General features: G+C 63.2%; 27 protein-coding genes. 16 read left to right on the top strand and 11 right to left on the bottom strand.

Annotation, left to right across the window (positions count from 1 at the left end):
* The 9 genes from AC0L2C_RS12780 (at position 1) to phnE (AC0L2C_RS12740) (ending at position 8866) form a co-directional block, all read left to right on the top strand.
* Positions 1-1113 carry a carbon-phosphorus lyase complex subunit gene (locus AC0L2C_RS12780; protein ID WP_473523515.1) on the top strand — a complete coding sequence of 371 codons (1113 nt, stop codon included), beginning with the start codon at positions 1-3 and terminating at the stop codon, positions 1111-1113.
* Complete coding sequence (locus tag AC0L2C_RS12775; protein ID WP_473523514.1) at positions 1110-2021, top strand: alpha-D-ribose 1-methylphosphonate 5-phosphate C-P-lyase PhnJ; 912 nt, start codon at positions 1110-1112, stop codon at positions 2019-2021. The genes AC0L2C_RS12780 and AC0L2C_RS12775 overlap by 4 nt, the downstream gene beginning before the upstream one ends.
* Positions 2018-2794 (top strand): phosphonate C-P lyase system protein PhnK, encoded by a 777-nt coding sequence (gene phnK, locus AC0L2C_RS12770; RefSeq protein WP_091595419.1) that lies wholly within the window; start codon positions 2018-2020, stop codon positions 2792-2794. The genes AC0L2C_RS12775 and phnK overlap by 4 nt, the downstream gene beginning before the upstream one ends.
* A gap of 2 nt (positions 2795-2796) precedes the next feature.
* Positions 2797-3504 carry a phosphonate C-P lyase system protein PhnL gene (gene phnL, locus AC0L2C_RS12765; RefSeq protein WP_287239705.1) on the top strand — a complete coding sequence of 236 codons (708 nt, stop codon included), beginning with the start codon at positions 2797-2799 and terminating at the stop codon, positions 3502-3504.
* Positions 3501-4118, top strand: a complete 618-nt coding sequence (locus tag AC0L2C_RS12760; protein WP_287239702.1) for a DapH/DapD/GlmU-related protein — start codon at positions 3501-3503, stop codon at positions 4116-4118. The genes phnL and AC0L2C_RS12760 overlap by 4 nt, the downstream gene beginning before the upstream one ends.
* A 215-nt stretch (positions 4119-4333) precedes the next feature.
* Positions 4334-5191, top strand: a complete 858-nt coding sequence (gene phnC / locus AC0L2C_RS12755) for a phosphonate ABC transporter ATP-binding protein (RefSeq protein WP_473523513.1) — start codon at positions 4334-4336, stop codon at positions 5189-5191.
* 160 nt (positions 5192-5351) lie between these two features.
* Positions 5352-6260, top strand: coding sequence for a phosphonate ABC transporter substrate-binding protein (gene phnD, locus AC0L2C_RS12750; RefSeq protein WP_287239700.1), 909 nt, complete (start codon positions 5352-5354; stop codon positions 6258-6260).
* A 76-nt stretch (positions 6261-6336) separates the two neighbouring features.
* A complete protein-coding gene (gene phnE, locus AC0L2C_RS12745; protein WP_128170842.1) occupies positions 6337-7311 on the top strand; it encodes a phosphonate ABC transporter, permease protein PhnE in 975 nt (324 codons plus the stop codon).
* Between the two features lie 4 nt (positions 7312-7315).
* Entirely contained in the window at positions 7316-8866 is a 1551-nt protein-coding gene (phnE, locus tag AC0L2C_RS12740; protein ID WP_287364269.1) for a phosphonate ABC transporter, permease protein PhnE, read from the top strand.
* Here phnE (AC0L2C_RS12740) and AC0L2C_RS12735 read toward each other — a convergent pair.
* The 3 genes from AC0L2C_RS12735 to AC0L2C_RS12725 all read right to left on the bottom strand — a co-directional run bounded on the left by AC0L2C_RS12735 (position 8854) and on the right by AC0L2C_RS12725 (position 12167).
* The gene (locus tag AC0L2C_RS12735; protein ID WP_287239695.1) at positions 8854-9735 is read right to left on the bottom strand and encodes a sugar phosphate isomerase/epimerase family protein; all 882 of its coding nucleotides are present in this window, start codon (positions 9733-9735) and stop codon (positions 8854-8856) included. The genes phnE (AC0L2C_RS12740) and AC0L2C_RS12735 overlap by 13 nt on opposite strands.
* A 34-nt stretch (positions 9736-9769) precedes the next feature.
* Complete coding sequence (locus tag AC0L2C_RS12730) at positions 9770-10957, bottom strand: Gfo/Idh/MocA family protein (RefSeq protein ID WP_091595405.1); 1188 nt, start codon at positions 10955-10957, stop codon at positions 9770-9772.
* A gap of 154 nt (positions 10958-11111) precedes the next feature.
* Entirely contained in the window at positions 11112-12167 is a 1056-nt protein-coding gene (locus AC0L2C_RS12725) for a sugar phosphate isomerase/epimerase family protein (protein WP_287208575.1), read from the bottom strand.
* Between the two features lie 396 nt (positions 12168-12563).
* Between AC0L2C_RS12725 and AC0L2C_RS12720 the strand changes: the two genes are divergently transcribed.
* From AC0L2C_RS12720 to AC0L2C_RS12700, 5 genes are all read left to right on the top strand, one after another.
* Entirely contained in the window at positions 12564-13451 is an 888-nt protein-coding gene (locus AC0L2C_RS12720) for a sugar phosphate isomerase/epimerase family protein (protein ID WP_287054404.1), read from the top strand.
* Between the two features lie 67 nt (positions 13452-13518).
* On the top strand, positions 13519-14688 hold the full coding sequence (locus AC0L2C_RS12715) for a mandelate racemase/muconate lactonizing enzyme family protein (protein WP_287054457.1): 1170 nt from the start codon (positions 13519-13521) through the stop codon (positions 14686-14688).
* Positions 14689-14690: 2 nt separating this feature from the next.
* The gene (locus AC0L2C_RS12710) at positions 14691-15404 is read left to right on the top strand and encodes a FadR/GntR family transcriptional regulator (RefSeq protein ID WP_287054406.1); all 714 of its coding nucleotides are present in this window, start codon (positions 14691-14693) and stop codon (positions 15402-15404) included.
* Between the two features lies 1 nt (position 15405).
* A complete protein-coding gene (locus AC0L2C_RS12705; protein WP_473523512.1) occupies positions 15406-16386 on the top strand; it encodes a hydroxyacid dehydrogenase in 981 nt (326 codons plus the stop codon).
* Between the two features lie 44 nt (positions 16387-16430).
* Entirely contained in the window at positions 16431-16817 is a 387-nt protein-coding gene (locus AC0L2C_RS12700) for a hypothetical protein (RefSeq protein WP_473523511.1), read from the top strand.
* A gap of 13 nt (positions 16818-16830) precedes the next feature.
* On the opposite strand, the gene AC0L2C_RS12695 is transcribed toward AC0L2C_RS12700, so the two are convergent.
* On the bottom strand, positions 16831-18126 hold the full coding sequence (locus AC0L2C_RS12695; RefSeq protein ID WP_473523510.1) for an amidase: 1296 nt from the start codon (positions 18124-18126) through the stop codon (positions 16831-16833).
* Between the two features lie 58 nt (positions 18127-18184).
* Positions 18185-19093, bottom strand: coding sequence for an SDR family oxidoreductase (locus AC0L2C_RS12690; protein WP_236393040.1), 909 nt, complete (start codon positions 19091-19093; stop codon positions 18185-18187).
* A 121-nt stretch (positions 19094-19214) separates the two neighbouring features.
* On the opposite strand from AC0L2C_RS12690, the gene AC0L2C_RS12685 reads away from it, so the two are divergent.
* Positions 19215-19787 (top strand): TetR/AcrR family transcriptional regulator, encoded by a 573-nt coding sequence (locus AC0L2C_RS12685; protein WP_473523509.1) that lies wholly within the window; start codon positions 19215-19217, stop codon positions 19785-19787.
* A gap of 56 nt (positions 19788-19843) precedes the next feature.
* Here the strand turns inward: AC0L2C_RS12685 and AC0L2C_RS12680 are convergent, their stop codons facing one another.
* Positions 19844-21055: an MFS transporter gene (locus AC0L2C_RS12680; protein WP_473523508.1), complete on the bottom strand. Its 1212-nt coding sequence runs from the start codon at positions 21053-21055 to the stop codon at positions 19844-19846.
* Positions 21056-21147: 92 nt separating this feature from the next.
* On the opposite strand from AC0L2C_RS12680, the gene AC0L2C_RS12675 reads away from it, so the two are divergent.
* Complete coding sequence (locus tag AC0L2C_RS12675; protein ID WP_473523507.1) at positions 21148-22119, top strand: AraC family transcriptional regulator; 972 nt, start codon at positions 21148-21150, stop codon at positions 22117-22119.
* 70 nt (positions 22120-22189) lie between these two features.
* On the opposite strand, the gene AC0L2C_RS12670 is transcribed toward AC0L2C_RS12675, so the two are convergent.
* The 5 genes from AC0L2C_RS12670 to AC0L2C_RS12650 are packed head-to-tail and all read right to left on the bottom strand — an operon-like array spanning position 22190 to position 26453.
* A complete protein-coding gene (locus AC0L2C_RS12670) occupies positions 22190-23275 on the bottom strand; it encodes an ABC transporter ATP-binding protein (protein WP_473523506.1) in 1086 nt (361 codons plus the stop codon).
* Entirely contained in the window at positions 23275-24384 is a 1110-nt protein-coding gene (locus tag AC0L2C_RS12665; RefSeq protein ID WP_128184826.1) for an ABC transporter ATP-binding protein, read from the bottom strand. Before AC0L2C_RS12665 ends, AC0L2C_RS12670 begins: the two co-directional genes overlap by 1 nt.
* A complete protein-coding gene (locus tag AC0L2C_RS12660; RefSeq protein ID WP_027153141.1) occupies positions 24381-24590 on the bottom strand; it encodes a hypothetical protein in 210 nt (69 codons plus the stop codon). The genes AC0L2C_RS12665 and AC0L2C_RS12660 overlap by 4 nt, the downstream gene beginning before the upstream one ends.
* Positions 24587-25546 (bottom strand): carbohydrate ABC transporter permease, encoded by a 960-nt coding sequence (locus tag AC0L2C_RS12655; RefSeq protein WP_023797335.1) that lies wholly within the window; start codon positions 25544-25546, stop codon positions 24587-24589. Before AC0L2C_RS12655 ends, AC0L2C_RS12660 begins: the two co-directional genes overlap by 4 nt.
* Before the next feature lies 1 nt (position 25547).
* Complete coding sequence (locus tag AC0L2C_RS12650; protein ID WP_023797334.1) at positions 25548-26453, bottom strand: carbohydrate ABC transporter permease; 906 nt, start codon at positions 26451-26453, stop codon at positions 25548-25550.
* Positions 26454-26480: the final 27 nt, after the last annotated feature.

Below are 26480 nucleotides of genomic sequence, written 5' to 3'. Positions count from 1 at the left end.
ATGTATGTCGCGGTAAAAGGCGGTGAAGCGGCCATTGCCAACGCCCACGCCCTGCTCGCCGACCGCCGCCGCGGCGACCGTTCCGTGCCGGCGCTGCGCCTCGACCAGATCGTCGAGCAGCTGGCGCTCGGCGTCGATCGGGTGATGAGCGAAGGTTCGCTCTACGATCGCGAATTGGCGGCGCTGGCCATCGTTCAGGCGCGCGGCGACATGATCGAGGCGATCTTCCTGGTTCGCGCCTATCGCACCACGCTGCCGCGCTTCGGCTACACCAGGGCGATCGACACCGGCGCCATGCTGGTCGAGCGGCGCGTGTCGGCGACCTACAAGGATCTGCCCGGCGGCCAGCTGCTCGGCCCGACCTTCGACTACACGCATAGGTTGCTCGATCCCGAGCTTGCCGCCGGCGGCGATGTCGCCGAGCCGCTGCAGCGCGCCAGCGACGCGGAAGCCATGCCGCGCGTCTCTGCCATCCTTGCCCGCGAAGGCCTGATCGAGCCTGACGGCGACATGCCGCAGGACCATGTCCCCGGCGACATCACCCGCGAGCCGCTGGAGTTCCCGATGGCGCGCGACATCCGCCTGCAGGCGCTGTCACGCGGCGACGAGGGTTTTTTGCTGGCGCTCGGCTATTCCACCCAGCGCGGCTATGCCCGCAACCATCCCTTCGTCGGCGAGGTTCGCATCGGCGAGGTCGAGCTGGAACTCGACGTGCCGGAGCTGCCTTTCGCCGTACCGTTCGGTTCTGCGCGTGTCACCGAGTGCCAGATGGTCAACCAGTTTAAGGGCTCGGCCAAGGCGCCGCCGCAATTCACCCGCGGCTACGGCCTCGTCTTCGGCCAGAGCGAGCGCAAGGCGATGGCCATGGCGCTCTGCGACCGCGCGCTTCGTGCAACCGAATTCGGCGAAGATGTCGTCGCCGCTGCCCAGGACGAGGAATTCGTCATCTCGCATTCCGACAATGTCCAGGCGACCGGTTTCGTCGAGCATCTGAAGCTGCCGCACTATGTCGACTTCCAGGCCGAGCTCGACCTGGTGCGCCGCATGCGCGCCGAGCACGACGGCCGCGAAAACGCCGGCAAGGCCGATGAAAAAAGGGAGGCCGCGGAATGACCGCACAACCGACCGATATCGCCACCTACAACTTCGCCTATCTCGACGAGCAGACCAAGCGGATGATCCGCCGCGCGATCCTCAAGGGCATCGCCATTCCTGGCTACCAGGTGCCGTTTGCCTCGCGCGAAATGCCGATGCCCTATGGCTGGGGCACCGGCGGCGTCCAGGTCACCGCCTCGATCATCGGCCCGCACGATGTGCTGAAGGTCATCGACCAGGGCGCCGACGACACCACCAATGCGGTTTCAATCCGCGCCTTCTTCAAGAAGGTCGCCAATGTCGCCGTCACCACCGAGACGGCAAAGGCGACCATCATCCAGACCCGCCACCGCATCCCCGAACATCCGCTGACCACGGGCCAGGTGCTGGTTTACCAGGTGCCGATCCCCGAGCCGCTGCGCTTCCTCGAGCCGCGCGAGACGGAAACGCGCAAAATGCATGCGCTGGAGGAATACGGCCTCATGCATGTAAAACTCTACGAAGACATCGCCAGGCACGGCCGCATCGCCACCACCTACGCCTATCCGGTCAAGGTCGAGGGTCGCTATGTGATGGACCCGTCGCCGACGCCGAAGTTCGATAACCCGAAAATGCACCGTTCGCCGGCTCTGCAACTGTTTGGTGCCGGCCGCGAAAAGCGCATCTATGCGCTGCCGCCTTTTACCGACGTCGTCAGCCTCGACTTCGAGGACCATCCGTTCGAGGTGCAGACCTTCGACCAGCCCTGCGCACTGTGCGCGGCCGAAAACATCTATCTCGACGAGGTCATCCTCGACGACCATGGCGGCCACATGTTCGTCTGCTCCGATACCGACCATTGCGAGAAGCGGCGCGAGCAAGGGCATCGCGGCCACCTTGCGCCCGAGACCCCTCCTGCCCTGGAAAAAAGGGAGCCGGCGCAATGACGGACGAACCGCTGCTGCGCGTTTCCGCGCTGTCCAAGTTCTACGGCTCGCGCATTGGTTGCGAGAACGTCAGCTTCGATCTGTGGCCGGGCGAGGTGCTGGCAGTGGTCGGCGAATCCGGATCCGGCAAGACGACGCTGCTCAACTGCCTGTCGACCAGATTGCTGCCGAGTTCAGGCACCGCCAGCTACCGCATGCGCGACGGCCAGTTCCGCGAGCTTTACCGCATGAGCGAGGCCGAGCGCCGCTTCCTGATGCGCACCGACTGGGGTTTTGTCCATCAGAACCCCGCCGACGGGCTGCGCATGACGGTGTCGGCCGGCGCCAATGTCGGCGAGCGGCTGATGGCGGTCGGCGACCGTCACTATGGCAAAATCCGCGCTACCGCCGTCGACTGGCTGTCGCGCGTCGAGATCGACGAGGACCGTATCGACGACGAACCGCGCGCCTTTTCCGGCGGCATGCGCCAGCGCCTGCAGATCGCCCGCAACCTCGTCACCGGGCCGCGGCTGGTGTTCATGGACGAGCCGACCGGCGGCCTCGACGTCTCGGTGCAGGCGCGCCTGCTCGACCTGTTGCGCGGCCTGGTCACCGATCTCGGCCTGGCGGCGATCGTCGTCACCCATGACCTTGCGGTGGCGCGTCTGCTGTCGCAACGCATGATGGTGATGAAGGACGGCCGCGTCGTCGAAAGCGGCCTCACCGATCGCGTGCTTGACGATCCCCGTGCGCCCTACACCCAGCTTCTCGTTTCTTCCATTCTGCAGGTGTGATCATGGCAACCCCGCTCGTCGTCTCCGATGTCGCCAAGAGCTTCACCATGCATCTGCGTGACGGCATCAAACTGCCGGTCGTCGCCGGCGTGTCGTTCTCGATCAGGAGCGGCGAATGTGCCGTGCTCGGCGGCCCCTCCGGCGTCGGCAAGAGCTCGATCCTGAAGATGCTCTACGGCAACTATGCCGTCGACGCAGGCCAGATCATTGTCCAGCACGAGGACGGGCTCATCGATCTGGCGACGGCCAGCCCACGCACCGTGCTTGCCGTGCGCCGCCTCACGATCGGCTATGTCAGCCAGTTCCTGCGCACAGTGCCGCGCGTCTCGGCGCTGGATGTCGTCGCCGAACCGCTGGTCGAGCGCGGCGAGGACCGTGAGGTCGCGCGCAGCAAGGCGTGCGCCTTGCTGGCGCAGCTCAACCTGCCGGAAAAGCTCTGGGCACTGCCGCCGGCGACCTTTTCCGGCGGCGAGCAGCAGCGCGTCAACATCGCGCGCGGCTTCATCACCGAGCACCCGATCCTGCTGCTCGACGAGCCGACCGCTTCGCTCGACGCCAGCAACCGCGACGTGGTGATTGCACTGATCGCGGCCAAGAAGGCGGCCGGCGTCGCCCTGCTTGGCATCTTCCACGACCACGACGTGCGCGAGGCAGTGGCCGACCGCGTCATCGACGTGACCGCTTTTGCCGCCGGGAAAATCGCCGCATGACCCGAAAACTGTCGGAAACGCCGCTTGTCCACGAGACAGCGGAAGTCGACAACTCGACGCTCGGCCGCTGGACCGAAATCGCCGAACGCTGCCGGCTTTCGGAAAGTACGCTCGGTGACTATTCCTACATGATGCAGGACTGCAGCGCCTGGTGCGCGACGATCGGCAAATTCGCCAACATCGCCGCCAGTGTGCGCATCAACGCCACCAACCATCCGACCTGGCGGCCGACGCTACACCATTTCACCTATCGCGCCTCTGACTATTGGGACGACGCCGAGCACGAGAGCGAATTCTTTGCCCAGCGCCGCGCCAAACGGGTCACCATCGGCCACGACACCTGGCTTGGCCACGGCTCGACCATCCTGCCCGGCGTCAGCGTCGGCGATGGTGCGACGGTCGGCGCCGGCGCCGTGGTGTCGAAGGACGTCGCGCCCTACACCATCGTCGGCGGCGTGCCGGCCAAACCGATCCGCGAACGCTTCGACCGCCGCACGGCGGAACGCTATCGGGCACTTGCCTGGTGGGATTGGGACCACGCCCGCCTGCGCGCCGCGCTCGTCGATTTTCGCCAGCTATCGGCGGAGGCGTTTTTGGAGAAGCATGGCGGTTAGTGAATGGTGAATGGTCAATAGTGAATGGCGGCAGGGAAGCCGTTCTTGTCACCATTCACCATTCACCATTCACTTGATCGAACTGCGGCCGCCGGCTCGCCCCTTCCAAGCTGTGGACGGTAACAAAACTGACATCAATCCGACACCGCGGTTTCACGCGGCTGCGCTAGCGAAGGTTAACAGACCTTCGAAACGCGACTGGACTGGAACTGCCCATGTCAGCAACCTCAGCCACGCTCGAGATCCGCGGCGTCACCCGCCGGTTTGGCAGGAACACCGCCGTCAGCAATGTCGATATCTCGATCCCTCAAGGCCAGATGGTCGGCATCATCGGCCGCTCGGGCGCCGGCAAGTCGACGCTTTTACGCATGATCAACCGGCTCATCGATCCCAGCCAGGGCTCGATTTTCTTTGACGGCGCCGAAGTCTCGAGCCTGCGCGGCTCGCTGCTCAGGCGCTGGCAGCGCGATTGCGCCATGATTTTTCAGCAATTCAACCTGGTGCCGCGCCTTGACGTGCTGACCAATGTGCTGCTCGGCCGGCTCAATCACCGCTCGACCCTTGTTAATCTGCTCGGTGTCTTCTCCCGCGAGGAACGGGCCGAGGCGATCGCGGCGCTCGAACGTCTCGACATCGCCCGCACGGCGCTGCAGCCGGCCGGCACCTTGTCCGGCGGCCAGCAGCAGCGTGTTGCGATTGCCCGTGCCATGATGCAGCAGCCGAAAGTCATCCTCGCCGACGAGCCGATCGCCTCGCTCGACCCGCTCAACGCCAAGGTGGTGATGGATTCGCTGCAGGACATCAATCTGCGCGAGGGCCTCACCGTGGTCACCAATCTGCACACGCTGGATACCGCGCGCACCTATTGCAACCGCATCATCGGCATGGCCGCCGGCAAGGTGGTGTTCGACGGCCCGCCCGAAGAGCTCAATCGGGAGGCCGTGCGCATGGTCTATGGCGCCGACAGCAATGGCGGCGAAATCTCCGAGGCGATCACTTCGACCAGCGTCACCATCAAGCAAAAGATCGTCGCATCCGCCGGACCGCTCGAGCCCGCATTTCCCGGCTACTAGGTCCACGATCCGGCAAATGGATACCGGTATACGAGTATACGAAAGCAGACGACGAAAGAGCGCCTGGACCGCCAGTCCGCATCAAGGCCGGGCATAACAAAGCGCCGTCAAAATTCGAACGCTGCCGGCGCGATGCCGGAACCAACAGGAGAGACGCGAAATGTTTAGAAAAATACTTTTCGGTGCCGTTTCCATCCTCGCCATGGCGATGGGCGCAGTCCAGGCACAGGACCTGAAAGAATTCCGCGTCGGCATTCTGGGCGGCGAGAACGAAGCCGACCGCCTGCGCAACTACCAGTGCTTCGCCGACCACATCAAGCAAGTCCTCGGCGTCGAAAAAGTTTCGCTGTTCCCGGCCGCCGACTACGACGGCGTCATCCAGGGCCTGCTCGGCGGCACGCTCGACTTTGCCGAACTCGGCGCTTCTGCCTACGCCAAGGTCTATCTCGAAAACAAGGACGCGGTTCAACCGATCCTGACGACGATCCAGACCGACGGCTCGACCGGCTACCGTGCGGTCATGGTCGCCCGTGCTGATTCCGGCATCAAGACGCTCGCTGACATGAAGGGCAAGAAACTCGGTTTCGCCGATCCCGATTCGACTTCTGGTTACCTGATCCCGGTCACGTCACTGCCCAAGGACATCGGCATGGATGTGAAGAGCTACTTCGCGTCGACCGGTTTCGGCGGCGGCCATGAACAGCTTGTCCTTGAAGTCCTGAAGGGCACGTTCGATGCCGGCACCACCTGGGCCTCCGGCGTCGGCGACTTCAACGACGGCTACAGCTCGGGCAATCTGCGCAAGATGGTCGACAAGGGCGTCCTCAAGATGGATGACCTCATCGAACTGTGGCAGTCGCCCCTGATCCCGAACGGCCCGCTGGTATTGCGTACGTCGATCGACGCCGGCACCAGGCAGAAGATCACCGATTTCCTGACCAAGCTTCCGGAAACCGATCCGGCCTGTTTCTCGGCAATTCAAGGCGGCGATTACAAGGGCTATTCGCCGGTTACCCCGGAATTCTACCAGCCGATCATCGACGCCCGTAAGGCGAAGATCGGCTCGTAGAAACAAACTGCCACAACGCCGCCGGGGCCATGTGCCGCCGGCGGCGTTGCCGCATCAGGGGCCGGGAAAAACATCGATGAGTGCGACCGAAATTTACCGCGCGCCCACGCTTTCACCGGAGGGAGCCACCGTCGAGCGGCACTGGCGCGATCTTGCCGCCCGCCGGCGCCTTTACACGATCGGCGGCCTGGTTGTCCTGTTTCTTGCACTCTCCGGCTCGCTCTGGTTCGCCAACGAAACCAACGCCGGAAAGTTCTTCGACCGCCTTCCCTACGTCGCCGACTTTTTCGCCGAGTTGAAGCCGCGCGACTGGTTCGACCCGGCGCGTGCGCTGTTCGACCTGCCGTCCCCCTATGACGACGGCAGCCTCAAGTTCGACTACCCGGAAGGCCGGGTCTACCTGACCCAGGGCATCTACATTCCGGAGTATTTCCACCGGATGGCCGAGACGCTGAACATCGCCCTGTTTTCGACGCTGGTGGGCGCCACATTCGGTTTCCTGCTCTGCTTCTTCGCTGCAGGCAATATCACGGCCAGCCGCTGGCTCCGTTTCTTCACGCGCCGCTTCCTTGAAATCGTCCGCGCCTTTCCGGAAATTGTCATTGCCGGCTTTTTTCTGGCGATTTTCTCGCTAGGGCCGATTCCTGCGATCATTGCGGTCAGCATCCATACCGTCGGCGCGCTCGGAAAAATGTTCTTCGAAGTCGTCGAAAATGCCGACATGAAACCTGAGGAAGGCTTGCGCGCCGTTGGCGCCAACTGGGTCGAGCGGGTGTGGTTCGGCATAGTGCCCCAGGTCCTGCCCAACTTCATCAGCTATTTCCTGCTCCGCTTCGAGATCAATGTGCGCGCTTCGACCATACTTGGCGCCGTCGGCGCCGGCGGCATCGGCGAATCCCTGCGTCTTTCGATCGGCCGAGGCCATGAGGCCAAGACCATCGCCATCGTCTTCCTGCTGTTCTGCACGATCGTCGCCGTCGACCAGCTTTCGGCATGGCTGAGACATCGTCTTGTCGGCCGGCAGGCGTTCGCATACGGGCGCGGAGAGTAGTGCAATGAATGCTGACGCCATCAACGACATCGCCGCTCGCCATCCGGAGGCGTTCCGGCGCTCGTTGTGGAAGCGCTACGCCACTCCGATCGGCATGCTTCTTTGCATTCTCTACACCTTCTATTGTTCGTGGTTCTTCTCGGTCGCCGCCGTTCTCGAAAAGGCGAACTGGAACCTTGCCGGCGCGTATCTCGCCGACTGGGTGTCCTACGAAATCCGGCCCGACATCGAGTTCAAGGACAATCATCTGACGATCGACTACTCCCGCTTCTCCAAACTGGGATCCAATCCAGATCCCGACTGGGTGGCCAAGCAGATGGCCGTCATCGAGCGGCAGGTCGAGGCAGTGCCGGCACCGGCGATCGCGACCAACAAGTCGTCGCAGGATTCGTTCATGGCGCCTGGCGCGCCAACTGCCGAGAACCCGGCCGCCCCGTCGGGCCAATCCGCTCCTGCGGTGCCTGAAACGGTGCGCGAAAACGCCGTCGTGGCGGCGATCGTCACCCTTGCCGATGGCCAGATCGCCGTCACGCCAAACGTGGTCACCGTGACGCGCGGCGCCGAAACCGTCGTCTTTGACATCGCCAAGGGCAGTTCTGTGACACCGCGCAAACCGCTGCCTGACTGGATCGAGCAACGCAGGCCAGGCTCGACAGCCTATGTCTCGTTCGGATTTCTCGGCCGCGCTGAGGTGCAGAACGACGAGGTGGTCGCCTGGCGGCGTTTCTTCGGCTGGGCCAATTTCGTGTTCGACACGAACTCGCCATTCTGGGGAAAGCCGTTCAGCGAGGTCGCTTCACTGATCGTCTCCGGGGCTCGCATCGACCCGTTGCGATCAAACGCGGCGCTCGCCTGGGACAACATTTTGAACAATGCCGAGTGGCAGCACGGCGACGTCTGGCTGAAACTCTTGCAGACCGTCGTCATGGCTTTTGTCGGCACCGTGCTGGCCTCGATCGTCGCCTTTCCGCTCGCCTTCCTGGCTGCGCGCAACGTCACGCCGAGCCGCATAGCCAACCAGGTGACAAAGCGCTTCTTCGATTTCCTGCGCTCGGTCGACATGCTGATCTGGGCGCTGTTCTTTACGCGCGGCTTTGGTCCTGGGCCGCTGGCCGGCATGTCGGCTATCTTCTTCACCGACACCGGAACCTTGGGCAAACTTTATTCCGAGGCGCTGGAAAACATCGACGACAAGCAGCGCGAGGGCATCCGCTCGGTTGGCGCCACCCCGGCAATGGTGCAGCGCTACGGCGTGCTGCCCCAGGTTCTGCCGGTATTCCTCAGCCAATCCCTTTATTTCTGGGAATCCAACACCCGGTCAGCGACGATCATAGGCGCTGTCGGCGCCGGCGGCATCGGCCTGAAATTGTGGGAGGCCATGCGCACCAACACCAACTGGGCCAATGTTTTCTACATGGTTCTGCTGATCCTGCTTGTCGTTTTTATCTTCGACAGCATCTCCAGCTATCTCCGCCGCAAGCTGATGGGGACCGTCGCAAACAGCAATGATGAGCGGCGCGTTTCCGCCCGCCCGCCGGCAGCTCAGATCGCCTGAGAGGAAGGCTGCGTCCAGGCACCAGCCTTTTTCCAGCCGCTCCTGATGTGCTTGTAGCCGTCGCGGTAGACGGCTTCCGGGTTTTCCGAAAAATCGCGCCACACCTTGGTGGCCGCCGCCAAATCTTTCAGCGAGCGGCCGAAGGCTTCGATCGTCAGCCAGTCGTCATAGCCGCTCTTGCGGATGGCCGAAAACGTCTCTTGCCACGGAATGTGGCCGCGCCCCGGCACGCCGCGATCATTCTCCGAAATATGGATATGGACGACATTTTTGCGGTTGCGCGAATAGGCGCCGATCGCGTCCGTCTCTTCGATATTGGCGTGGAAAGTGTCGTACATCGCCTTGATGTGCGGCCGGCCGATTGCGTCGACATGCTCCGACAGATCGTCCATCGTGTTGAGCAGATAGCACTCGAAGCGGTTGAGCGCCTCCAGCCCGATGGTGACGTTTTTGTTGCCGGCATGGTCGCCGATGGCGCGTTGTGAGGCGACGGAGCGCTTTTTCTCCGCCGCCGTCGGCCCACTGCCGGAGAAGGCGCCGAGCGTCGAATGCAGCGGGCCGCTCAGCGTTCTGGCGCCAAGCGCTTGTGTGCAGTCGATCGCCCATTTCATATAGTCGATGCCGGCCTTGCGCGTTGAGGCATCGGCCGAGATCAAATTCATCGCCGGATCGCCCATCGCCGAGACGGCGGTGCGCTCTAGCCCGATGCGGTCGAGCAGCGTGCCGAGCTTCTTGTAATCGTCCGGCGTGCCGGCAAAGATCGGTATCTCGACGCCGTCGAAGCCGGTCGCCTTGATATCTCTGAGCAGCGGCTCGTGTTTCTTCGACACGGCCGTCGTCCACAAAAACATGCACATGCCGATTTTCATCGACGCCCCCTCCAACATGATTTCCGGTTGTTTTCTAGAGCTTCGTCCAGGCTGCGTTCTTCTTCGACGATTTCACGCAGGCCTCGATGAAGGCCATGCCTTCGACACCGTCCTGGATGGTCGGGAAGATGACATCCTTAGCCGGCTTGCCACCCTTCCGGCGCGCCGCGCGGATGGCGCGGGCCGCCTCCTGGTAGATGTTGGCGAAGCCTTCGAGATAGCCTTCCGGATGGCCTGACGGAACGCGGCTGACGCGCCCGGCGACGGGCAGCGCGCCGGCGCCATTTCGAGTGATCAACTGCTTTGGTTGGCCGAACGGGGTGTACCAGAGGTAGTTCGGATCGGCCTGCACCCATTCAAGCCCGCCTTTCGAGCCGTAGATGCGCAGCTTCAGCCCGTTCTCGTGGCCGGGCGCCACCTGGCTCGCCCACAACATGCCCTTGGCAGGGTGCGACTTGCCGACCGGCTTGAAGCGCAGCATCACATTGACGTTGTCGTCGAGTTGCCGCCCCGGCACGAAGGCGTCGAGATCGGCGGAAAGCGCATCAAGCTCAAGCCCGCAGACGAAGCGTGCCAGATTGTAGGCATGCGTGCCGATGTCGCCCAGCGCGCCGCCGGCGCCGGCCTGTTTGGGATCCGAGCGCCACGCTGCCTGCTTCTGGCCGGTGGCGGCAAGGTCCTCGGTGAGCCAGTCCTGCGGATATTCCGACTGCACGATGCGAATGTCGCCGAGCTGCCCCTTGGCTACCATCTCGCGCGCCTGCCGCACCATCGGATAGGCGGTGTAGTTGTGGGTGAGGACAAAGACCTTGCCGGTCTTTTCAACCAGTGCCGCCAGCTTCTTCGCTTCCGCCAACGTCGTCGCCAGCGGCTTGTCGCAAATAACGTGGATGCCGGCTTCGAGAAACGCCTTCGCCGCCGGCACATGCACATTGTTTGGCGTGACGATGGCCACCGCCTCGATGCCGTCCGGCCGCTTGGCCTCGGCCTTGGCCATCTCGGCGAACGAGCCGTAGCTGCGCGCCGGATCGAGCCCGAGTTCCTCGGCCGAGGCCTTGGCACGCGCCGGGTCGGATGACAGGGCACCGGCGACCAACACGAACTCATTGTCCATGCGCGCCGCGATCCGATGCACGGCGCCGATGAAGGCGCCTTGCCCGCCGCCGACCATGCCGTAGCGGATCGGGCCGCCTCCCGTTTCCGACTTCGATGCGCCGACCATGATTTTTCTCCCTCGTTGTTGCTTGCCCTCCCCCTTGCGGGGAGGGTCGACGCGTAGCGTCGGGGTGGGGTCGCCGGGCGTGGAGCGCGGCATGAACCGACCCCACCCGGCCCTTCGGGCCACCCTCCCCTCGAGGGGGAGGGAAAAAAGAGTGCTAGATTCCCATCATGGCGCGCAGCACCTTTTTATCGGTCGCGCTGCCGGCGAAGTCGTCGAATGCCTTTTCCGTCACCCTGATGATGTGATGCTGGATGAAGGGCGCGCCTTCGGCCGCGCCATCCTCGGGGTGCTTCAGGCAGCACTCCCATTCCAGAACCGCCCATGAATCGTAGTCATACTGGGCGAGCTTGGAGAAGATGCCGCCAAAGTCCACCTGGCCATCGCCGAGCGAGCGGAAACGCCCGGCCCGGTTCGTCCAGCTCTGATAACCGGAATAGACGCCTTGCCGGCCGGTCGGATTGAACTCGGCATCCTTGGCGTGGAAGGCCTTGATCCGCTCGTGATAGATGTCGATGAATTGGAGATAGTCGAGTTGCTGCAGCAGGAAATGCGACGGGTCGTAATTGATGTTGCAGCGCTTGTGGCCGCCGACCGCGTCAAGGAACATCTCGAATGTCGCGCCGTCGAAGACGTCCTCGCCCGGATGGATTTCGTAACCGACGTCGACGCCATTGTCCTCATAGACGTCGAGGATCGGCTTCCAGCGTTTTCCCAGTTCGGAAAATGCTTCCTCGATCAATCCCGCAGGCCGTTGCGGCCACGGATAAAGGTAGGGAAAAGCCAACGCTCCACAAAACGACACCGACGCCTTGAGCCCGAGGTTCTTCGAAGCCTTGGCGCCGAACTTCATCTGTTCGACCGCCCATTGCTGCCTGGCCTTCGGATTGTTGTGCACCGCCGGCGGCGCGAAGCCGTCGAACTGCGCGTCATAGGCCGGATGCACCGCCACCAACTGCCCCTGCAAATGCGTCGACAGCTCGGTGATCTCGACGCCGGCATCGGAGCAGATGCCCTTCACCTCGTCGCAATAGGCCTGGGAAGACGCCGCTTTCTCGAGGTCGAACAGCCGGCTGTCCCAGGTCGGGATCTGCACGCCCTTGTAGCCCAGCCCGGCCGCCCATCTGGTGATCGACGGCAGCGAATTGAACGGTGCGGCATCGCCCGCGAACTGCGCCAGAAACAGCCCAGGACCTTTCATTGTCGACGGCATCGGCATCCTCCCTCATTATCCACGACCAAGCATAGCGCCGATTGAAAGCAGGGCCAGCCTCTTTGGTCTTTTCTCGACAGGCGCTAGTGCGCACCGCCATTCTGGTATTACCAAATATGCTCATTTGGTCAAGCGTCGCCGCTCGCAGCCAGCGCTGCGCAAATGACCTGGCATCGGGCAAATACGCCAGTTTAATCAAAGAAGTAGTCACCTGATGGGGCTGCCTTGCGGGATTTCTTGCCGTTCAGATGAAATTGATGTAGACCTCTTGTCACGCCAAATTGGTCGAACCAGTTACGAAAAATGCTGGAGCGCCTTGGGGAGGATCATGCAACGCAATCTGGCGGGGTGCGTTGCAGGCGAATTGTTACAGGCGAATTCTGGGAAGGACAGACCATGCATCTTTCGACGCACAACTGGATGCGGGCGGAACCGCTGGAGACGACGCTGAAGCGCATCAAGAAATTCGGCTATGAGTCGATCGAGATTTCCGGCGAGCCCGCGCAATACAAGATCAATGAGACACGTGCGCTCCTGAAGGAGCACGGCATTCGCTGCTGGGGGGCGGTGACGCTGATGCTGGGCGAGCGCAATCTCGCCGCTAGGGACCAGGGCCAGCGCGAGCGCTCGGTGCAGTACGTCAAGGACGTGCTGACGATGGTCAGCGAACTCGACGGCGAGATCATCACGCTCGTTCCCGCCACGGTCGGCAAGGTGGTGCCGGACGGCACCGAGGAAGAAGAATGGGAATGGGTGGTCGACGCCACCAGGGAATGCTTCACCCATGCCAAGAAGGTCGGCGTCAAGGTCGCGATCGAGCCGCTCAACCGCTTCGAGACCTATCTGTTCAACCGCGGCGGCCAGGCGCTGGCGCTGGCCGATGCGGTCAGCCCCGAATGCGGCGTCTGCCTCGACGCCTATCACCTCCATATGGAGGAGTTCAACGTCTACGATGCCATCCGGCAGGTCGGAAACCGGCTGTTCGATTTCCACGTCGCTGACAACAACCGCTTCGCCGCCGGTCTCGGGCAGATCGACTGGCCGAAAATCGTCGGCACCCTGAAGGAAGTCGGTTACGACGGCGCGCTGACCAACGAGTTCGTCGCCCCTGTCGACCGCACGCCGGCTGCTCCCTATCCCGACATGGTCGACCGCAACCCGGTCGACATCTCGCCGGAGCAGCTCAAATTCATCCAGGACCACGGTTCCAGCGTGCTCACGGAAAAGTTCTACACCGACCAGATGCGCATCACCGCCGAAACGCTGCTGCCGCTGATCAAGTAGCCGATCTCTGGAAACGAGCCTTTCCGCCCGACGGCGGCCCCTAACGGCGGCAAGGCAGAGGATGAACATGCGCATCAAGACGGTCCAAGCCTGGTGGGTCCGCATACCGATCGAAGCCGCGCGGCAGCACCGCAGCGACTTCGGTCAGGTGACGACGTTCGACGCCGCAATCCTGCGCATAGAGACCAACGACGGGCTGGTCGGCTGGGGCGAAGGCAAGAATGCCGCCGGCAGCACCGGCAGCTACGGTGCCCTCGTCCACATGTTGAACCACGAGGTCGGCCCGCAGCTGATCGGCTGCGATCCGGCCGACATCGGGGTGATCTGGGAGATGCTCTATAACGGGGTGCGCCACGACAGCGCCGCGCAAAACGGCCACGCCATGCCGCAATTGGCACGGCGCGGCATCAGCGTCGCCGCAATCAGCGCCGTCGACATCGCATTGTGGGATATTCTGGGCAAGTCGCTTGGGGTTCCGGTCTGGCGGCTGCTCGGCGGCCGCAAGCTTGACCGCATGCCTGCCTACGCCTCCGGCGGCTGGGCCTCCACCGAGGCGATTGGTGACCAATTGAAGTCCTATATCGCCAAAGGCGGATTCAAGGCGCTGAAGATGCGGATCGGCGCGATGGACGGCGCTCCGCACCATTCCGCCGCCCGCGTCCGCGCCGCAAGACAGGCGCTCGGCCCCGAAGTCGACCTGATGGTCGATGCGCACGGCACCTATACGGTGGCGGAAGCCAAGCGCTTCATCCATCTCGCCGGCGATCTCGATCTGGCCTGGTTCGAGGAGCCGGTCATCGCCGACGACAAATCCGGCATGGCCGAAGTGCGGGCGTCCGGTTCCATCCCGATCGCCACCGGCGAAAGCGAAGCGACGCGCTACGCCTTCCGCGACCTCGCCACGCTCAAGGCTGCCGACATCTTCCAGCCTGACCCGGCCTTCTGCGGCGGCATCAGCGAGGCAATGAAGATCGGCACCATCGCCAGCGCCTTCAATCTGCGCTTCGCGCCGCATCTGTGGGCTGGCGCGCCTTGCTTCTTTGCCGGGCTGCATGTCTGCGCTGCTTCGCCGGCTAGCTTTACCGTCGAATATTCGCTCGGCGCCAATCCGATGATCCACGATCTGATCGAGGAGACTGTCGAAGCAAAGGACGGTATGATAGCGATCCCCGAGAAGCCTGGACTGGGATTCACCCTTTCGGAACGGTTCCTGGAGGCGCACGCGCTACGCGGCTGATCATGAAAGAAAAGAACCTTCTCGCGGAACTCGCCGCCTATTTGTTCTCCCACTCCGACAAGGCAACCGGCCGAACGCCGTCGGAGCGTGAACTGGCGGAGCATTTCGCCGTCAGCCGCGGCCAGATCCGCGAGGCGCTGGCCATCCTCGAAGCCATGCGCATCGTCGAGCGCCGAGCCAAGTCCGGCATCTACATCGACACCAAGCAGGCCAGCGTCGAAGCGATGGCGCTTTTTGCGCGGGCCGGCCTGCCGCTCGACCCGATCCAGATCTACGAGACCGTCGAGTTGCGCAAGATCCATGAGATCAAGGCTGCCGAGCTTGCCTGCTCGCGCGCCACCGAGGAAAATTTCGAACGGCTGCGCGAAATCCTGAAAGCTTCGGAAGAGCGCATTGCGGCAGGCGAGGGCCTCGCCAAGGAGGACCGCGAATTTCACCTTGAGATCGTGCGGGCGACCAAGAACAGCGTTTTTCACAACATATGCAGCCTCTATTACTTGATGGGCGAGCAACGCCTGCCGATCTATTTTAACGATCCCGAACGCAACGTGCGTTCGCATGCCGAGCACATCCAGATCTACGAGGCGCTGCTGCGCCGCGACGGCAACCTCGCCCAGGCGCTGATGAGCGCCCATCTGCAAGGCGCGGAAAGCTATTGGAAAGGCCTGATCGAGGGTGGGGCAGAGCCTCACGGTCCAGCGCTCGAGGCGGTCTGATATGCCTAAAATCCTGACGACACACACGCTGCACCCGCGCGCCTCCGCCATGCTTTCTGGCGCCGGCGAACTCGTTGTCGCCTCCGCCCTCGATGCCGACACGCTGGCGACTGAAGCGAGAAACGCCGATATCATCATCGTTCGCGCCCCGCTGCCATCAGCGCTTTTCGAAGGGGCGACGAAGCTCCGGGCGGCAATCCGCCACGGCGCCGGGCTCGACATGGTTCCCATGGAAGCCGCCACCGCAGCCGGCGTGCTGGTGGCAAACGTGCCGGCGGTCAATGCGCGCTCGGTCGCCGAATATGTGATGTTCGCGGCGCTGGCGTTGCTGCGGCGTTTCCGCATGGTCGACCGCGACTTGCGGGCCAAGGGCTGGCTGGCCGGCCGCGATCACACCATTCTCGCCAGCGAGCTCGCCGGCAAGACCATCGGCATTGTCGGCTTCGGCGCCATCGGCCAGGCAGTCGGCCATATCGCGGCGCAAGGTTTCGATCTGAACGTGGTGGCGACGACGCGCAGCATGAGGCCGGCGCCGGACAGGGTCGGGTTCCTGTCGATCGATGCGCTGGTCGAGCAGAGCGACATCATCGTTCTGTGCTGCCCGCTGACAGCGGAGACGCGCGGGCTGATCAACCGCGGGCGCATCGGCCGAATGAAGCCGCACGCGCTGCTGATCAATATTTCGCGCGGGCCGGTGATCGACGACGAGGCGCTGATCGAAGCGCTGCAGAATGACCGTATCGGCGGTGCCGCGCTCGATGTCTTTGCGACGCAGCCGCTACCGCCCAATCACCCCTATTTCGGCTTCGACAATGTCATTGTCACGCCGCATATGGCCGGCATCACCGAGCAGTCGATGATGCGCATGGGCGTCGGTTCAGCTGATGAAACCTTGCTGGTGCTGGCCAACAAATTGCCGGTCAACCTGCGCAATCCCGAAGTGGTCGAGCACTACCGGCGGCGGTTCCCGGCCGACGCGTAAGCGCTACCGCCGTTTCGCCCAATTCCTGCACGACGCTGCACCCCATGCTCGTTTTTCGCCGCGCGCCGCTGCTTGTTGCGATCGTTTCGATCTGCGCCCTGCCCTCGGTCGCTGCGGCCGACAGCAGTTATGTCTATTGCGACAACGGCCTGCGGTGCGTGATGGCGCCCTGTCCGTCGAACAGCGCGCTCGATCTTGCCACGGGCAAGATCATCAAGGGCGTGTCGATCGACATCGAGGAATTGCCGCAGCAGGACAAGGCGCTCGATCTTTCGGACAAGCTCTACGCCGGCAAGGTCGTCGTTGTTGGCTCAATCGAGAACCGAACCCAGACCCTCAACGGCAAGCAATACAAACTGCCATGGCTGGTCGCGACCGGTATCGAACGCGCATCCAGGGACAGCGAACGCGGCCACTCTTCGTCGCAATAACGTTTTCACATCTTCAACGGCCAAGCAGTGCCTCGACTTCCGCCGCAATGCGCAGCAGACGGTGGTCGTGGCCGTGGCGCGCCACCAGCATCAGCCCGGCCGGGCGCACCATTCCCGGCATCGGCAGCGAGATCGCGCAGAGGTCGAACTGGTTGGCGACCTGCGTGTTGCGCAGCAGAAGGCCTTCCGTACGCTCACACAGGGCTTCGTCGCTGGTCATCGACACGATGGTCGGTGCGGTGACCGGCGTGGTCGGCAGGGCCAGCGCATCGACAGACGCCAGCCGCTCGTCCATGGCGGCGACAAGCGCCCTGCGGCGGCGGATTGCCCTAATATAGGCGGTGGCCGGAACGGCGGCGGCGCGCGACAACGGCTCGCTCACCCGCGGATCGACCGGCGTCGCCGCACCTTCTGCCAGCCAATCTGCATGGACCGCGGCGCCCTCCATTGCCGCGATCGAGGCCCGCCTGGTTGCCGCGCGCAAATCGGCAAGGAGGCCATCGATGGACAGATCGGCGAGGCGTGCACCGGCGAGTTCCAGCTTGCGAGCACATCGCTCGAACGCCGCCGCGACCTCTTTTTCGGTATCCTCGAAGAGCACGCCGTGGGGAACGCCGATGCTCAGTCCGGCAAACGGAAGCGGAACCAGAGCCACAGGCTGCTCGCCGGCGATCACCGCATCGGCTGCCGCACATTCGGCGACGGTGCGCGCAAGCGGGCCGATGGAGTCGAGCGTGTCGGACAGCGGGAAGACGCCATCGCGCGGTACCCGCCGCGCCGTCGGCTTGAAGCCGACGACACCGTTCAGCGCCGCCGGAATACGCACCGAGCCGCCGGTGTCGGAACCGATCGAGATCTCGCTCGTGCCTTCGGCAATGGAAACACCGGCGCCGGAGGATGAGCCACCCGCGATCCGGCCGGCGTCGGTCGCATTGCCGGGCGTGCCGTAATGCGGGTTGACGCCGATTGCGGTGAAGGCGAATTCGGTCATGTTGGTCTTGCCGAAGATCACCGCGCCCGCTTGCCGCAGCCGCCGCACGATGACGGCATCCCGCAGCGCCGGCGCCGCGGTGCTGAGCAACAACGAACCGGCCGTGGTCGGCTCGCCTGCGACATCGAACAGGTCCTTGATCGACAGAATTGTTCCGTCGAGCGGCCCGAACGTCACGCCGGCTCTGCGCCTGGCATCGGCGGCGTCGGCTGCTGCTCGTGCGGCTTCCGGATAGAGTTTTACGAATACGCTTTCATGATCGGCGCGGACGGCGAGACGCGAAAGGACGGCTTCGAGGCGGTCGCGGGCTGATTGCATGGCACAGTCTACTTTCTTATTGTCGCCCGAACAGCCCAGCACACTGACGTCGATAGCTCTAGCGATAGCCAGTCGCATCTGCTGGTTTGCCGGCGTCCTGAACCTCGGGAACGTAGCGCCACGCGTCAGGCCGCGAGCCGTCGAGATCGGTAAAGCCGTAGACCTGCGCCAGCCCGCCACTCGACAGCGACTGTCCGTTCCAGCGCGAACGGTCCGGGTCCGCCGCAAGCGCCGCCACTGCGCGCCCGACAAAGCGCGGGGTCTCGGAAATGACGAAATGCGGCACTTTTGCTGTCGCATCACGCCAGTTGTCCTCGGTCACCCCGAAAGCTTCCAACATCATTTCCGAACGCAGCCAGCCGGGTGTCAGCGAAATCGAGGTGGCGCCGTGCGGGGCGAGGTCCTTGGCATGGGCCCAGGCCATACGGGTCACCGACACTTTGGCGAGGTCATAGAACGGCGAGAGCCGATAATGCTCGGCATTATACTCCGCGGTGCCGTCGGTGACTTCGACCAGCAGGCCGCCCGGGCGCTCGATCAGAAGCGGCAGCGCGTAATGCGCGGTGATCAGATGCGTGTCGATGCCCAGCCGCAACATGCGCAAACCATTCGTGAGATCATGTTCCCAGACCGGCTTGTTCCATTCGAACAGCTTCTCGCCGCCCCAAATGTCGTTGACCAGCACATCGAGGCGGCCCTGCTCGGCACGTATCCGGTCGACCAGCTTGCGCACGTCTTCGGCAACCAGATGGTCGACTTGCACAGCGATGCCATGGCCGCCTTGCGCTGAAACAAGCTCCGCCGTTTCCTCGATGGTTTCCGGGCGGGCGTATTCGGACTGATGCGCGCGTGTCGTTCGCCCGGTGACGTAGACCGTCGCGCCCTCGGCACCCAGTTCGACAGCAATACCTCTCCCCGCACCGCGCGTGGCGCCAGCGACCAAAGCGACCTTTCCCTCAAGCGTCATTGAACCTCCCCAGACTCTGACCAACCAATGCTCTGACTAACCAATGCGCTGACTAACCAATGCTGGCCTTCTTCAAAGTTAAGATATATAAATGATCATTCGGTTATAAATGGATGTCAAGATGCCTCGGCAAAAAACACAATCCGACGAGGAGGTGCTGGAAGCGGCGCACCGGCTGATCCACAGGCATGGCCCGGAGAGCCTCACATTTGAACGGCTGTCCAAAACTTGCGGGCTCTCCGGCTCGACCCTGGTGCAGCGTTTCAAGAACAAGGCCACGCTCAGGCAAAGAACCTTGCTGCAGGCATGGGACAGGCTGGACGCGAAGACGACAACGCTCGCAGACGCGACGCCGAGGACCCCTGCTGGCGCGATCGAATTGCTGGTGGCGCTGTCACGCGACTATGGCGGCATCGAATGCTATGCCGAGGGCCTGCTCGTCCTGCGCGAAGATCTGCGCGATCCGGTGCTTCGCGCGCGGGGGGCGTCGTGGAAGGCATCCCTGTGCAACATCCTCGACTCTTGCTTTGCCTCTGTCGTCGACACGCCGTTGGACATCGGCCTGCTGATGGCATCGCACTGGCAAGGTTCGCTGCTTTGGTGGAGTTTCGACCCGAAGGCCGAAGTTGCATCCTACGTCGAAGACAGTCTGGGCCGTTTTGTCGCCGCTATCGTCACGGCCCGAAAACCATAACCGATATTCGGGCCAGTTCTTGGAGGCGTCCTACGTGGGACGCACCTACGGATGGCTTAGGTTGCGCTCCTCGGGCCGAGCAGGAACGCCGCCAAGGCCGCCAGCAAAGTCGCGATCCCGCAATAGGCGAAAGCGCTGGCAACGCCGGCATTGTCGACCAGCAGGCCGCCGAAAACGGCGCCCAGTGCGATGGCCACCTGGAATGTGGCGACCATCAGCCCGCCAGCGCTTTCTGCCTGGTCGGGAGCGGCTCGCACAAGCCAGGTTTGCAGCCCGACCGGCACCGCGCCAAAGGCAAAACCCCAGGCGGCCACCGCTATCGCCGCCACCGCGGGCGAAGCGCCGATGGTCAGCAGCAGAAGTGCCGCGACCGCAATCAGCAGTGGCGCCAGGCCCACCGCGGTCTTGAGGCTGCGTTCAGCCATGAACCCGCCGGCAAAATTGCCGAAGAAGCCACCGATGCCGTAGGCGAGCAGCACAAGCGAGATCGTCTCGATGTCCAGCGCAGGCACCTTCTCGAGAAACGGGCGGACATAGGTGAAGCCGGCAAAATGCCCCGAGGCGACCAGCAGGACCACCAGAAGCGCAACCCTGATCATCGGCCGCTTTATTACCTCCAGCAAGGTCCGAAAGCTTGCCACGCCCGCCGGCGGCAGCTTCGGAAGGGTGGCGATCTGCACGAGCAGCGCCAGGGCGCCGACAACAGCTGCGATCATGAAGGCCGTTCGCCATCCCCAGATGTCGCCGACATAGGCACCGACCGGGGCCGCACAGACGGTCGCCACCGAAACGCCGGTGAGGATGATCGACATGGCGCGCGGCATCAGCCGCATCGGGACAAGCCGCATCGCCATGGCCGCCGACATCGACCAGAAGCCGCCGAGGCTGATCCCGAGCATGATGCGGGCGATCAGAAGGACGCTAAGCGAGGACGCAAACGCCGCCAACAGGTTCGACAGGATCAGCAGCACGGTCAGTCCCCACATGACGAGCCTGCGGTCCAGCCGTTTGGTGACGATGGCCATGGTCGGAGCGGCTATCGCGCCGACAACGGCGGTTGCCGTCACCGCTTGGCCGGCGGTGCCTTCGGTCACGCCGAGATCCTGCGCCAGCGGCGTCAGCAGGCTGGCAGGCAGGAATTCCGCGGTCACCAGCCCAAACACACCGAGCGCGAGGGATACGACCGCCCCCCACGCCGGCTCGGCTCGTTCATCGGTTTCCGCCGGATCGAGAACGGCGTCGATGACGCCTGTCGCGGGTTCGGTCATGATGGGATCTCCGATCTGGTTGCAGCGCAACATTTGGCTGCAGTGCAACATAGGGAGTGACCGCCTGGAGTTTCCATGCTAGAAACACCATCATGCTTGACCATTCGTCCAAAGTTCCAGTCACCGGCGATCCGCTGACAGACATATTGCGCGGGTTACGGCTCGACGGCGTCGAATATGGCCGCTGTGAGATGCAGGAGCCTTGGGGCCTCCAGTTTCCGGCCCAGACGGCGGCGCGGTTTCATTTCATCGGCCGCAAGGGATGCTGGTTGCTGCAGCCGTCCGGCGAATGGGTTGAGCTCAAGGCGGGCGACGCGGTGCTGCTGCCGCGCGGTGCGGCACACGTCCTGGCGAGCGAGCCGGGCACCGAGGCTTCGCCGATCCAGGGCTATCAGGTCGCCGAGGTCTGCAAGAACGTTTACTGCCTGTCCAATGAAGGTTGCCGGCCGGGGACGCTGCTGTTTTTTGGCAGCATGTATTTCAATCTCGACGGTTTGCACCCATTGCTCGGCATGATGCCAGATGTCATGCGCGCACACGAGTTGGAAGCCTATGAACCTGGTATCCCGCATCTGCTGGAGGCCATGGCCCGCGAAGTGACGATGGAGCGCGTCGGCTCCGGCGGCATTCTGGCGCGGCTTGCCGATGTGCTGGCCGCCACCGTCATCCGCTCATGGGTCGAGCGCGGCTGCGGCGACTCGTCCGGATGGATTGCGGCAGTGAGGGATCGCGAGATCGGCCGTGTGCTGGCCGCGATCCACCTCGAACCGGACCGCGACTGGACGGTGGAGACCCTGGCCAGGATGATGGGCGCCTCGCGGTCGGGCTTCGCCGAACGCTTCGCGACGATCGTCGGCGAAACGCCGGCCAAATATGTCACCCAGGTGAGAATGCACCAGGCACGGCAATGGCTGGTCCGCGACCGGTTGAAGATTTCCGTCGTCGCCGCACGCCTGGGCTATGAATCCGACGCGTCGTTCAGTCGGGCGTTCAAGCGCGTCATCGGATCGGCTCCCAGCCATTTTCGGGCCGAGGAACAGGCCGAGACCCGCCAAGCCGGCTAAACCTGGCCACAGGCTTCAAGCCGCCTGGCATCCTCCCGCCCAACAGACGCGCATTTTTGCGCGACGCGGCTTAGCCTGCGTGACGAAGGCTTATCCCGGTACCCTTGTCGAACAGCACCACCTTGTCCGGATCCCAGGCAAAGCGCACCGGCTGCTCGATCTCGACATCGGTTCTGGCCGGCACCGTGGCCCGCAACATGGCGTCGCCGACCCGCAGCGTCAGGATCTTTTCGACGCCATGGTTCTCGACATCGTGGACGCGCGCTTCCACCGGTGCCCCGCTCTCGAGATAGAGATCCTCGGGACGAATACCGAAGACGAGCGGGCGACCGTCGGTCTCGCCGCTCGTCCTGGCCCCCCCCGCAAAAGGCAGTTCGAAATTCAGCGGTGCCATCACCGCGCGGCCGTTGACGAGCTTGCCGTCGATGAGGTTCATCGGCGGCGAGCCGACGAAGCTCGCCACATAGGTGTCGCGCGGATTGTTGTAGATCTCATAGGGCGTGCCGGTCTGGACGATGCGGCCATGGTTGAGCACGCCAACCTTATCGCCCATCGACATCGCCTCGATTTGATCGTGCGTGACGAACAGGAAGGTCTGGCCAAGGTTCATCTGGATGTTCTTCAGCTCCGTGCGCAGCGCCTCGCGCAACTTGGCGTCGAGCGCCGACAGCGGCTCATCCATCAGGAATACGCGCGGCTTCCTGACGATGGCGCGACCAATCGAGACGCGCTGCATCTCGCCGCCAGAGAGGCGATCCGTCTTGCGGTCGAGCAGATGCTCGATACGCAAGGTCTTGGCAACGCGGTCGACGCGCGTCTTGATCTCGTTGGGCTCAATGCGGCGGAGTTTCGGCTTCAGCGGGAATTCGAGGTTTTCGCGCACCGTGTAGCGCGGATAAAGCGAATATTGCTGCAGCACCAGCGCCACATCCCGCTCGGCGGCACCCCAGTTGGCGACATCGACGCCGTCGATGAAGACCTGACCTTCGGTCGGCTTCTCCAGGCCGGCGACCATGCGCAGCGTCGTCGTCTTGCCGGCGCCGGTCTCGCCGAGCAGCACGAAGAACTCGCCGTCGGCAATGTCGAGATTGAGCCCGGCCAATGCGGCGTGATTGCCGAATGTCTTCGAGATGTTCTTGAGCTGGATATGGGCCATCAGAGTCTCACCCCCAGCGAATTGCCGCTTGTCGTGTCGAAGAAGTGCGCCTGCGCCGGGTCGAGCCTGGCGAAGACCTGGACCCCCGGCTTGCCGACGAAACCGGAACGGGTCCGGGCGCGCAGCATCTGTGCCCCGACCTTGAGGTCGACGATGTCATAGGAGCCGAGCGGTTCGATGATGTGCGCCTCGACCGGCAGATAACCGTCCGCCGGCTCGCGCGAGACCATCACGCCTTCAGGGCGGATGCCGAGCGCGAGGCGGTCCTGCCCGACGTTCGCGGCGTCGAGCTGGCCGACCAGTTCGGCCGGGAAAACGAACCCTTCCGCGGCCCCATCGACGGTGACCCTGGCGCCGGAGCCGTTCATCGTCACCGCCGCATTGGCAACGTTCATCACCGGCGAGCCAACGAATTGCGCGACGAACAGATTGGCCGGGTGCTTATACACTTCCGATGGGCTGCCCACCTGCTGCAGAACGCCCTCATGCATAATGACGATGCGGTCGGCAAGGCTCATCGCCTCGATCTGGTCGTGGGTGACGTAGATGGTGGTCGAGCCCTGCTTGATGTGCAGCCGCTTGATCTCCGCGCGCATCTCCTCGCGCAGCTTGGCGTCGAGCGCGCCGATCGGCTCGTCCATCAGCATCGCCTTCGGCCGCCGCACCAGCGCCCGGCCGATTGCTACGCGCTGCATGTCGCCACCCGACAGCGCCGACGGCTTCTTGCCGAGCAGATCGTTGATCTGCAGCACTTTGGCGACCGAGCGCACCTCGCCGTCGATCTCCGCCTTGCTCTTGCGCATGGCCCGCAACGGAAAAGCGATGTTCTCGTAGACGCTCATATGCGGATAGAGCGAGAACGACTGGAAAACCATGGCGATGTCGCGGTCGGCAGCCTTGAGATGCTGGACCGGCTTGCCGTCGATGAGGACATCGCCGCCGTCGATCGTCTCCAGCCCGGCGATTGCGCGAAGCGTTGTCGTCTTGCCGCAGCCCGACTGGCCGAGCAGCACGATGAACTCGTTGTCGTCGATCTTGAGATTGAGGTCCTTGATGACCTGGACGGCGCCAAAGAATTTCTGGACGCCACGAAGCTCGATCTGGGTCATGCGTGACCTTCTTTTTCCGGTGCGCCGGTCGCCTTCGGCTCCTGCCTTGGACCGACCCAGCCCGTGATCATGAACGTCAGCAGCCCGACAATGATGATCGTCAGCCCGTAGCGGTGCAGGAAGAGGTTCCACGGCTGGCAGAGCGCGATGATGCCGAGCACCATCACGATCTCGGCCGTGCGCTGGATTGTAGCGTGGCGGATCATTTGCGGATCGCTCCGAAGGACATGCCGCGCAGGAGGTGGTTGCGCAACAGGAAGGTGAAGATGGCGACCGGCAGCAGGAACAGGAAGGTTCCGGCGGCAATCACCGTCCAGTCCGACAGGCCGGAACCGACCTGGCTTGGAATGAAGGGCGGCGCCGTCTGGGCGCGTCGGTTGGTCATGATCAGCGCGAAGGCATATTCGTTCCATGCGGTGATGAAGCAGAATACGGCGGTGGCGGCGATGCCGGTGGCCGCCTCCGGCAGCACGATCTTGAAGAAGGCCTCCATGCGCGTATAGCCGTCGACGAGCGCCGCCTCCTCGTATTCCTTCGGAATTTCGTCCATGAACCCCTTCATCAGCCATACAGAGAAGCTGAGGTTGAAGGCGGTGTAGAGGATGATCAGGCCCCAATGCGTGTCGTTGAGGCCGACGACCCGGTACATCAGGAACATCGGGATCGCCACCACCACCGGCGGCAGCATGCGCGTCGACAGGATGAAGAAGAGCAGGTCCTGTTCCCCCTTTATCTTGAAGCGCGAGAACCCGTAAGCCGTGAAGGTGCCCATGCCGACGGCGAGGATCGTCGAGGTGATGGCCACGATCAGCGAATTCATGAAGCGGTTCGGATAGCCGGACCACTGCACGTCGCCCCTGCCCGAGCGCACCACCTTCTCGCCGCCGTCAAACACCAGCCGCTCCCACCACGGGGCGGCGGCGTATTGTTCCGGCGTCGGCGCAGTGCGCAATTGCGAGCGCTTGGTGAACAGCTTGACGAAGGGCGATATCTCCGGCTGGAAGACCACCGTCGGCGGGATGGTGGTGGCGAGGTTGCGCGGTTTGAACGCCGTCGAGGCTATCCAGTAGATCGGCGCCAGGAAGATAATCGTGACGATCAGCACGCCGACGATGGCGAGCTTGTTGAGCGAACGCTCGGCAGAGGTGGTGACAGCGGCCATGCTAGCGCTCCTTCACCTTGTTCAGGTATTTGACGTAGATGTTGGTGATCGCCAGGATCATGATCAGCACGATGTAGGCGAGCGCGCAGGAGCGCCCGGTCTGCCATTCCTGGAACGCCATCTTGTAGAGCCGGATCGAGATCACCTCGGTAGTCGGCTGGCTGGTCAGGATGTAGGCAAGATCGAAGGTCTTGAACGCCTCCATGGTGCGAAAGATGATCGCGATCATCAGGATCGGCGCGACCAGGGGCAGCGTAATGCGAAAGAACGTATAGAACGAGCCGGCGCGGTCGATCGCGGCCGCCTCGTAGAGGTGCTTCGGCACCGCCGACAGGCCGGCGAGCGACAGCAGCATGACGAAGGGCGACCACATCCAGATGTCGGTGATGGCAACCGCGTAGAGCGCCATGTCGGGGTTGGACAGCCACTCGAAGGAGCCGAGGCCGAGCGTATAGTTGATGATGCCGAAGGACGGATCGTAGAGCAGTTTCCAGAACAGGCCGACAACAGCCATCGACAGCATCATCGGCAAAAGCAGCAGTGTCGTCAGCAGGCCCTTCAACGGGATATCGCGGTTGAGCAGCAACGCCACGCCGAAGCCGACGATGACCTGGCCGACCACGGAGACGATGACGTATTTGGCGGTGATGGCGAAATTCGACCAGATGAACGGGTCGTTGAGCAGCTCGCGGTAATTCTGCAGTCCGACGAAAGTTGCCGGTGCCGCGCTCGATGCGCGAAAGTCGGTGAACGAATAGCCGAGCGAATAGAGCAATGGAAAGATGTTGAAGACGATCAGGAAAACGATCGTCGGAATGATGAAGAGATTGCGGATCGTAAGGTCGCTCATACCGCGGGCGGCGGAGCGCGACTTGGGATCCAGCGTGGTCATGACTGCAGTGGCCAAGGGCCGTTCCTCCGGAAAAGAAAACGG

The organism is Mesorhizobium sp. WSM4845 (assembly GCF_055811455.1).
The sequence above is the reverse complement of the archived record's forward strand: the minus strand, read 5'-3'. Positions and strand labels throughout refer to the sequence as shown.

Coding starts and splice junctions, on each gene's coding strand:
- AC0L2C_RS12780 (WP_473523515.1), top strand. CDS start 1: ATGTATGTCGCGGTAAAAGGCGGTGAAGCGGCCATTGCCAACGCCCAC.
- AC0L2C_RS12775 (WP_473523514.1), top strand. CDS start 1,110: ATGACCGCACAACCGACCGATATCGCCACCTACAACTTCGCCTATCTC.
- phnK (WP_091595419.1), top strand. CDS start 2,018: ATGACGGACGAACCGCTGCTGCGCGTTTCCGCGCTGTCCAAGTTCTAC.
- phnL (WP_287239705.1), top strand. CDS start 2,797: ATGGCAACCCCGCTCGTCGTCTCCGATGTCGCCAAGAGCTTCACCATG.
- AC0L2C_RS12760 (WP_287239702.1), top strand. CDS start 3,501: ATGACCCGAAAACTGTCGGAAACGCCGCTTGTCCACGAGACAGCGGAA.
- phnC (WP_473523513.1), top strand. CDS start 4,334: ATGTCAGCAACCTCAGCCACGCTCGAGATCCGCGGCGTCACCCGCCGG.
- phnD (WP_287239700.1), top strand. CDS start 5,352: ATGTTTAGAAAAATACTTTTCGGTGCCGTTTCCATCCTCGCCATGGCG.
- phnE (WP_128170842.1), top strand. CDS start 6,337: ATGAGTGCGACCGAAATTTACCGCGCGCCCACGCTTTCACCGGAGGGA.
- phnE (WP_287364269.1), top strand. CDS start 7,316: ATGAATGCTGACGCCATCAACGACATCGCCGCTCGCCATCCGGAGGCG.
- AC0L2C_RS12735 (WP_287239695.1), bottom strand. CDS start 9,735: ATGAAAATCGGCATGTGCATGTTTTTGTGGACGACGGCCGTGTCGAAG.
- AC0L2C_RS12730 (WP_091595405.1), bottom strand. CDS start 10,957: ATGGTCGGCGCATCGAAGTCGGAAACGGGAGGCGGCCCGATCCGCTAC.
- AC0L2C_RS12725 (WP_287208575.1), bottom strand. CDS start 12,167: ATGCCGTCGACAATGAAAGGTCCTGGGCTGTTTCTGGCGCAGTTCGCG.
- AC0L2C_RS12720 (WP_287054404.1), top strand. CDS start 12,564: ATGCATCTTTCGACGCACAACTGGATGCGGGCGGAACCGCTGGAGACG.
- AC0L2C_RS12715 (WP_287054457.1), top strand. CDS start 13,519: ATGCGCATCAAGACGGTCCAAGCCTGGTGGGTCCGCATACCGATCGAA.
- AC0L2C_RS12710 (WP_287054406.1), top strand. CDS start 14,691: ATGAAAGAAAAGAACCTTCTCGCGGAACTCGCCGCCTATTTGTTCTCC.
- AC0L2C_RS12705 (WP_473523512.1), top strand. CDS start 15,406: ATGCCTAAAATCCTGACGACACACACGCTGCACCCGCGCGCCTCCGCC.
- AC0L2C_RS12700 (WP_473523511.1), top strand. CDS start 16,431: ATGCTCGTTTTTCGCCGCGCGCCGCTGCTTGTTGCGATCGTTTCGATC.
- AC0L2C_RS12695 (WP_473523510.1), bottom strand. CDS start 18,126: ATGCAATCAGCCCGCGACCGCCTCGAAGCCGTCCTTTCGCGTCTCGCC.
- AC0L2C_RS12690 (WP_236393040.1), bottom strand. CDS start 19,093: ATGACGCTTGAGGGAAAGGTCGCTTTGGTCGCTGGCGCCACGCGCGGT.
- AC0L2C_RS12685 (WP_473523509.1), top strand. CDS start 19,215: ATGCCTCGGCAAAAAACACAATCCGACGAGGAGGTGCTGGAAGCGGCG.
- AC0L2C_RS12680 (WP_473523508.1), bottom strand. CDS start 21,055: ATGACCGAACCCGCGACAGGCGTCATCGACGCCGTTCTCGATCCGGCG.
- AC0L2C_RS12675 (WP_473523507.1), top strand. CDS start 21,148: ATGCTTGACCATTCGTCCAAAGTTCCAGTCACCGGCGATCCGCTGACA.
- AC0L2C_RS12670 (WP_473523506.1), bottom strand. CDS start 23,275: ATGGCCCATATCCAGCTCAAGAACATCTCGAAGACATTCGGCAATCAC.
- AC0L2C_RS12665 (WP_128184826.1), bottom strand. CDS start 24,384: ATGACCCAGATCGAGCTTCGTGGCGTCCAGAAATTCTTTGGCGCCGTC.
- AC0L2C_RS12660 (WP_027153141.1), bottom strand. CDS start 24,590: ATGATCCGCCACGCTACAATCCAGCGCACGGCCGAGATCGTGATGGTG.
- AC0L2C_RS12655 (WP_023797335.1), bottom strand. CDS start 25,546: ATGGCCGCTGTCACCACCTCTGCCGAGCGTTCGCTCAACAAGCTCGCC.